The organism is Streptomyces sp. NPDC051907 (genome assembly GCF_040681075.1).
Lineage (GTDB): Bacteria > Actinomycetota > Actinomycetes > Streptomycetales > Streptomycetaceae > Streptomyces.
This window is the reverse complement of sequence record NZ_JBFAYB010000069.1, coordinates 41,443-47,947: the sequence shown is the minus strand read 5'-3', so window position 1 is coordinate 47,947 and position 6,505 is coordinate 41,443. Positions and strand designations below refer to the sequence as shown.

Sequence of the window (6,505 nt, the reverse complement as noted above, 5' to 3'; positions counted from 1 at the left end):
GCGGACCGGGCGGCGGGGCGGGCGTGCTGACCCGGCTGCGGCGGCGGGCCGTCGCTCAGGTGTCGGGGTCGCCGGTCGCGCTCGCCGAGGCGCCGCCGTCCGCCGAGCCGCCTGGGGAGGTCGCCTACGAGCGTTCGGCCGTCGCCGTAAGCGATCTGGTCGTACGCACCGGTCCCGATATGCGCCTGCGGACGGGCGCGCAGATACCGCTCCTCGTCGACCTCGCCCATCTGTACGTCTTCGACCACCACGGCCGCAGGATCTGCCCCGCGCCCGCCGACCTCCCCGGGCTGGACGCCTGAGGGTCTTCGTTACGCTCCAGGGTGCCCCTGGCGGTCAAAAACTAACACCGCTAGTTTGGGGTGCGGACGACTGCCGCAGGCTCTGGAGGAGTGCGATGAAGGCTCACGACGGGATGTACATCGACGGTCAGTGGCGGCCCGCCGCCGGACCCGATGTGATCGCGGTGGTGAATCCGGCGGACGAGCAGGTCATCGGCCATGTCCCAGCCGGAACCGCGGACGACGTGGACGCGGCGGTACGGGCCGCCCGCGCCGCGCTCCCCGGCTGGGCGGCCACCCCGCCCGCCGAGCGCGCCGCGAAGATCGCCGCGCTGCGCGATGTGCTCGCGGCGCGCCAGGAGGAGATAGCGGCCACCGTCGCCGCCGAGCTCGGCGCGCCGCTCGCGCTCGCGCAGACCGTGCACACGGGCCTGCCCGTGCGGGTCGCCGGCTCGTACGCCGACCTCGCCGCCTCGTACTCCTTCGAGGAGAGGATCGGCAACTCCACCGTGCTGCTGGAGCCGGTCGGCGTGGTCGGCGCGATCACGCCCTGGAACTACCCGCTGCACCAGATCGTCGCCAAGGCCGCCCCCGCCCTGGCCGCAGGCTGCACCATCGTGCTCAAGCCCGCCGAGGACACCCCGCTGACCGCCCAGCTCTTCGCCGAGGCCGTCGACGAGGCGGGCCTGCCCGCCGGGGTGTTCAACCTCGTGACGGGCCTCGGCCCGGTCGCCGGACAGGCCCTCGCCGAGCACGAAGGCGTCGACCTCGTCTCCTTCACCGGCTCCACCGCCGTCGGCCGGCAGATCGGCGCGACGGCCGGAGCGGCCGTCAAGCGCGTCGCCCTGGAGCTCGGCGGCAAGTCGGCCAACGTCGTCCTGCCCAGCGCCGACCTGGCCAAGGCCGTGAGCGTGGGGATCGCCAACGTCATGTCCAACTCCGGGCAGACGTGCAGCGCCTGGACCCGGATGCTGGTCCACGCCGACCAGTACGACGAGGCCGTCGAGCTCGCCGCGGCCGCGGTCGCCAAGTACGTCCCCGGCGACCGGATCGGCCCGCTCGTCAACGCCAAGCAGCGCGACCGGGTGCGCGGCTACATCGAGAAGGGCGTCGCCGAGGGCGCGCGCATCGTCGCGGGCGGCCCCGAGGCCCCGCAGGACAAGGGCTACTACGTCCAGCCGACCGTCTTCGCCGACGTCACCCCCGAGATGGCCATCGCGCAGGAGGAGATCTTCGGCCCGGTCGTCTCCCTCCTGAAGTACGAGGACGAGGAGGACGCCCTGCGGATCGCCAACGGCACGGTGTACGGCCTCGCGGGCGCGGTGTGGGCCGGGGACGACGCCGAGGCGGTCGCCTTCGCCCGCCGGATGGACACCGGCCAGGTCGACGTCAACGGCGGCCGGTTCAACCACCTCGCCCCGTTCGGCGGCTACAAGCAGTCGGGGGTCGGACGCGAGCTCGGGCCGCACGGCCTGGCCGAGTACCTCCAGACCAAGTCCCTCCAGTTCTGAGCCGGGAGCCTCACTCGCCATGGTCCGCGCCGCCGTACTGCCCGCCGTCGGATCTCCGCTGGAGATCACCGACATCGAACTGCCCGAACCTGGCCCCGGCCAGGTCAGGGTCCGCCTCGTCGCCGCCGGGGTCTGCCACTCCGACCTCTCCCTGTCCAACGGCACCATGCGGGTGCCGACCCCGTGCGTCCTCGGCCACGAGGGCGCGGGCGTCGTCGTCTCGGTCGGCGACGGGGTCGCCCATGTCGCCCCCGGCGACGGGGTGGTCCTCAACTGGGCGCCCTCCTGCGGAAAGTGCCACCACTGCCGGATCGGCGAGGTCTGGCTCTGCGCCGACGCGCTGACGGGCTCGGCGAGCGTCTACGCCCGTACCGCCGCCGGCGCGGATCTCCACCCCGGCCTGAACGTCGCCGCCTTCGCCGAGGAGACGGTCGTCGCCGCTGACTGCGTTCTGGCGGTCCCCGACGGCATCCCGATCGAGGACGCCGCCCTGCTCGGCTGCGCGGTCCTGACCGGCTACGGCGCGGTCCACCACTCCGCCCGCGTCCGCAAGGGCGAGTCCGTCGTCGTCTTCGGCGTCGGCGGGGTCGGCCTCGCCACCCTGCAGTCCGCCCGGATCGCGGGCGCCTCCACGATCGTCGCGGTCGACGTCTCCCCGCACAAGGAGGCGCTCGCGCGCGCCGCCGGCGCGACCGAGTACGTCGTCGCCTCCGACCGGACCGCCAAGGACGTACGCGGTCTGACCGGCGGGCTCGGCGCCGACGTGGCGATCGAGTGCGTGGGCCGCGCGGCCACGATCCGCGCCGCCTGGGACTCCACCCGCCGCGGCGGCCGTACGACGGTGGTCGGCATCGGCGGCAAGGACCAGCAGGTCGCGTTCAACGCGCTGGAGCTCTTCCACTGGGGCCGCACCCTCTCCGGCTGCGTGTACGGCGACAGCGACCCCGTGCGCGACCTGCCGGTCATCGCCGCGCATGTGCGCGCCGGGCAGCTCGACCTGCGGTCGATGGTGACCGAGCGGATCGGGCTGGAGGGCATCCCGGCCGCCTTCGCCGCCATGGAGGCGGGCAGGGGCGGCAGGGCGCTGGTGGTGTTCTAGCGGGCGGCTGGTGTTCTAGCGGGCGGCGCCGAGCGACGGCGCTCCAGCCGGCGCGGCCTCGGCCGCTCCGGCCGAGAGCGCGCCGGCCGCTTCCGCACGACGGCCGGACGGACTGAGCCCCACCCCGTCCGGCCGTCGAGTGCTGCCCGGACGCCTCAATTCCGCGTGCGGAGCCGGGCCCGGGCGCCCGTGCGAGCAGCGAGGGAACCAACTCCGGTGAGAACCGTTGACCCCATACCACCCAGTCGGTATGTTCCCCGCACTCCACGTCCCCGCACCCAATCGGAGTGTGCACGCATGGACACCGCATCCCCTTCCCCGCCCGCCGGCGAAACGCCGGAGTCCGTCCCCGCGCCCGCCGACGCCCCCGCCGACCCCAACCGCCGCCGCGTCGCCACCGCCGCGGCCCTCGCCTCCGCCGTCGAGTGGTACGACTACTTCGTCTTCGGCATCGCGGCCGCCCTCGTCCTCGGCGACCTGTACTTCCCCTCCGGCGACTCCTCCGCCGGCGTGCTCGCCGCCTTCGCCGCCTTCGCCGTCGGCTTCCTCGCCCGTCCCGTCGGCGGGATCATCGCCGGCCAGCTCGGCGACAAGCGCGGCCGCAAGCCGATGCTCGTCCTCGCGCTGACCCTGATGGGCGTCGCCACCGCCGGAATCGGCCTGCTCCCCACGTACGAGACGATCGGCATCGCCGCTCCGGTGCTGCTCGTCCTGCTCCGCGTCCTCCAGGGCATCGCGGTCGGCGCCCAGTGGGGCGGCGCGATGCTGATGGCCACGGAGTACGCCCCCGAGGGCAAGCGCGGACTCTACGGCTCCCTGGTCCAGCTCGGCGTGCCCATCGGAGTGGTCACCGCCAACACCGTCTTCCTCGCCGCCGGGGCCGCGACCAGCGACTCCGCCTTCGCCGCATGGGGCTGGCGGGTCCCGTTCCTCGTCGGGTTCCTGGTGCTGGGCCTGGCCTGGTACATCCACACCCGCGTCGAGGAGACCCCCGAGTTCCGGGCGGCCGAACGGGCCCTGGCGGAGCAGGAGAAGAGCCAGACTACGACGCGGTCGCCGCTGCGCACGATCCTGACCAAGCACCTCGGCACGGTCTTCCTGGCCGGGGGGTCGTTCGCGGTAAATACTGCCGCGTTCTACATCATCATCACCGGGGTGCTCGACTACGCGACCCGAGAACTCGACATGAAGCGCAGCGCCGTTCTCGCCGTCTCGCTCTGCGTCAGCCTCACCCAGCTGGCGCTGATACCCGCCGCGGCCGCCCTCTCGGACCGCGTCGGCCGGCTGCGGATCTACGCGGCGGGCGCGATCGGCCTGCTGGTCTGGGCGATCCCGATGTTCCTGCTGATCGACACCGGATCGCTGCTGTGGCTGGGCGTCGGCACCTTCGTCACCAGCTGCTTCCTCAGCATCATGTACGGGCCCCAGGCCGCGCTGTTCGCCGAGCTGTTCACCGCGGAGATGCGCTACACCGGCGCGTCTCTCGGCTACCAGATAGCGGCGGTGTTCGGCGGCGGCCTGGCCCCGTTCGTGATGGTCCTGCTGCTGGAGGCGACCGGCACCTCGATGGCCGTGTCCGGCTACATCATGGGCCTGGCGGTCATCGCCCTGATCTCCATCAAGATCCTGGCCGCGCGGGCCGCCGCTCCGGCGCCGGCTCCTGCGGCCGAGCCTCCTGCGGCCGACTCTCCTGCGGAGGCCGCCCCCGCGTGAGCGCCGGCGGTGTCGTGTCTGTGGCCCCCGCGGCCTGAGCGGCCTTCTTGGTCCGCGAGCGCGACACCGCCACGCCCGCCAGGCACAGCGCGCCGCCCGCGAGGGTGAGCAGGCCGGGGATCTCGTCCAGCGCGATCCAGGCCATCAGCACCACCAGCGCGGGAACGGCGTACGTCGTGGCGCCCATCCGGCCCGCCGAGGTGCGGGCCAGCGCGTACGCCCAGGTCGTGAACGCCAGCGCCGTCGGGAACACGCCCAGATAGACCATGTTGAGGGTCGCCGACACCGGCGCCCGCCCCGCCTCGTCGATCAGCCGGCCCGCGAACGGCAGGCACGCCACCGTGCCGACCAGGCACCCGAACGTCGTCACCTGGAGCGCGCTCGCATGCCGGAGCGCGGGCTTCTGGGCCACCACCCCGCCCGCGTACCCGACCGCCGCCAGCAGGCACAGCAGCACCCCGAGCACCGAGGCGTGCCCCTCGCCGGACATGGACAGACCGACCGCGACCGCCCCGGCGAACGACACCGCCATGCCGGCCAGCAGCCGCGGCGGCAGCGACTCGCCCAGCAGACGGGCCCCCAGCAGCGCGATCAGGATCGGCCCGATGTTCACCACCATCGCTGCGGTGCCCGCGTCGACCTCCTGCTCGCCCCAGTTGAGGACCACCATGTAGACGCCGAACCAGAGCAGCCCGGAGACGGCGATGCCCGGCCAGGCGGCGCGCGGCGGCAGCCCCTCCCGGCGTATCAGCAGCACACAGCCGAGCGCGAGCGAGCCGGCGAGCAGCCGGCCGAGCGCGAGCGCGCCGGGGGAGTAGGCGTCGCCGGCGCTGCGGATCGACACGAAGGCCGAGGCCCACAGCACGACGGTGACGCCCGCGGCGGCGAGGGCGAGCCGCTGCGGACGGCTGGGGGAGTGCGAGGGGTTCGTCATGGGCAGACCGTACGGCCCGGACTGTTCGGCGCTCACCGCACTGTCTCCGCTGCGATGCCGAGCGCCCGCTCCAGCGCCTGCTCGCCGGCCGCCGTCACCTTCACGGCGCGCTCGGAGCCGATCCGTACGCACCATCCGGCGTCCAGCGCGTGCCGGCACAGGGCCGCTCCGGCGACGCCCGCGAGATGGGGCCTGCGCTCGGTCCAGTCGAGGCAGCCGCGCGCGACGGGCCTGCGGCCCGTCGCCTCCAGCGCGATGCCCAGCTCGTCGAACCAGCCCACCCCCTGGTCGGTGAGCGCGAACCCGGTGTCCTGCCGCAGCAGCCCGCGCTCGGTCATCGCATCGGCGATCGCGATGCCGAGCCGCCCGGCGAGATGGTCGTAGCAGGTCCGTCCGCGCGCCATGGCGCTGCTCGCGCTCGCGGCCCGCAGCGAACGCGGCCGGCTGCGCGCGTCTGGCGCGGGCGCGCGGTGGGCGGCGAGGTCCTCGACGAGATGGGCCACGCGCTCGTCGGCGAGCCGCACATACCGGTGCCGGCCCTGGCGCTCCTCGGCGAGCAGCCCGCCCGAGACGAGCTTGCCCAGGTGCTCGCTGGCGGTGGACGGCGCGACGCGCGCGTGCCGTGCGAGCTCCCCGGCGGTCCAGGCCCGTCCGTCGAGCAGGGCGAGACAGAAGGCGGCGCGGGTCTCGTCGGCGAGGAGTCCGGCGAGCGCGGCGAGTTCACTGGCTGACATGACGTCCAGGATGGCGTACGCATGGTTCGGCGGGCGCCGAAGTGTGCGGCGCGGGGGGCTCGATGGCAGGGGTGCGATCGGCGGGGCGGTGCGATCGTGGTCCGAGGACTCGGTGGGCGTGCGGCGCGATCGGGGTCCGCGGGCCCTTCGCCGGGGCGGCGTGATCGTGGCCTGCGGGTTCGTCGGCGGGCCCGGCGTGATCGCGGCCTGCGGGGGGCCCATCGTTGGGCGGC

The 6,505-nt window shown here is 74.1% G+C and carries 5 protein-coding genes and 1 pseudogene; 4 read left to right on the top strand and 2 right to left on the bottom strand.

The genetic code is table 11. The features are described 5' to 3' along the window. The 4 genes and pseudogenes from AB0M39_RS29135 to AB0M39_RS29120 form a co-directional block, all read left to right on the top strand. Positions 1-302 (top strand): annotated as a pseudogene (locus AB0M39_RS29135) (sugar ABC transporter ATP-binding protein); the annotation flags it as partial. 95 nt (positions 303-397) lie between these two features. Further along, positions 398-1,792: an aldehyde dehydrogenase family protein gene (locus tag AB0M39_RS29130; RefSeq protein ID WP_365368929.1), complete on the top strand. Its 1,395-nt coding sequence runs from the start codon at positions 398-400 to the stop codon at positions 1,790-1,792. Between the two features lie 19 nt (positions 1,793-1,811). Beyond that, positions 1,812-2,891, top strand: a complete 1,080-nt coding sequence (locus tag AB0M39_RS29125) for a zinc-binding dehydrogenase (protein WP_365368928.1) — start codon at positions 1,812-1,814, stop codon at positions 2,889-2,891. 297 nt (positions 2,892-3,188) lie between these two features. Then, positions 3,189-4,604: an MFS transporter gene (locus AB0M39_RS29120; RefSeq protein ID WP_365368927.1), complete on the top strand. Its 1,416-nt coding sequence runs from the start codon at positions 3,189-3,191 to the stop codon at positions 4,602-4,604. Here AB0M39_RS29120 and AB0M39_RS29115 read toward each other — a convergent pair. Both AB0M39_RS29115 and AB0M39_RS29110 read right to left on the bottom strand, forming a co-directional pair. Beyond that, positions 4,510-5,538 carry a DMT family transporter gene (locus tag AB0M39_RS29115; RefSeq protein ID WP_365368926.1) on the bottom strand — a complete coding sequence of 343 codons (1,029 nt, stop codon included), beginning with the start codon at positions 5,536-5,538 and terminating at the stop codon, positions 4,510-4,512. The genes AB0M39_RS29120 and AB0M39_RS29115 overlap by 95 nt on opposite strands. A gap of 32 nt (positions 5,539-5,570) precedes the next feature. After that, positions 5,571-6,272 carry a winged helix-turn-helix domain-containing protein gene (locus AB0M39_RS29110; protein WP_365368925.1) on the bottom strand — a complete coding sequence of 234 codons (702 nt, stop codon included), beginning with the start codon at positions 6,270-6,272 and terminating at the stop codon, positions 5,571-5,573. Positions 6,273-6,505: the final 233 nt, after the last annotated feature.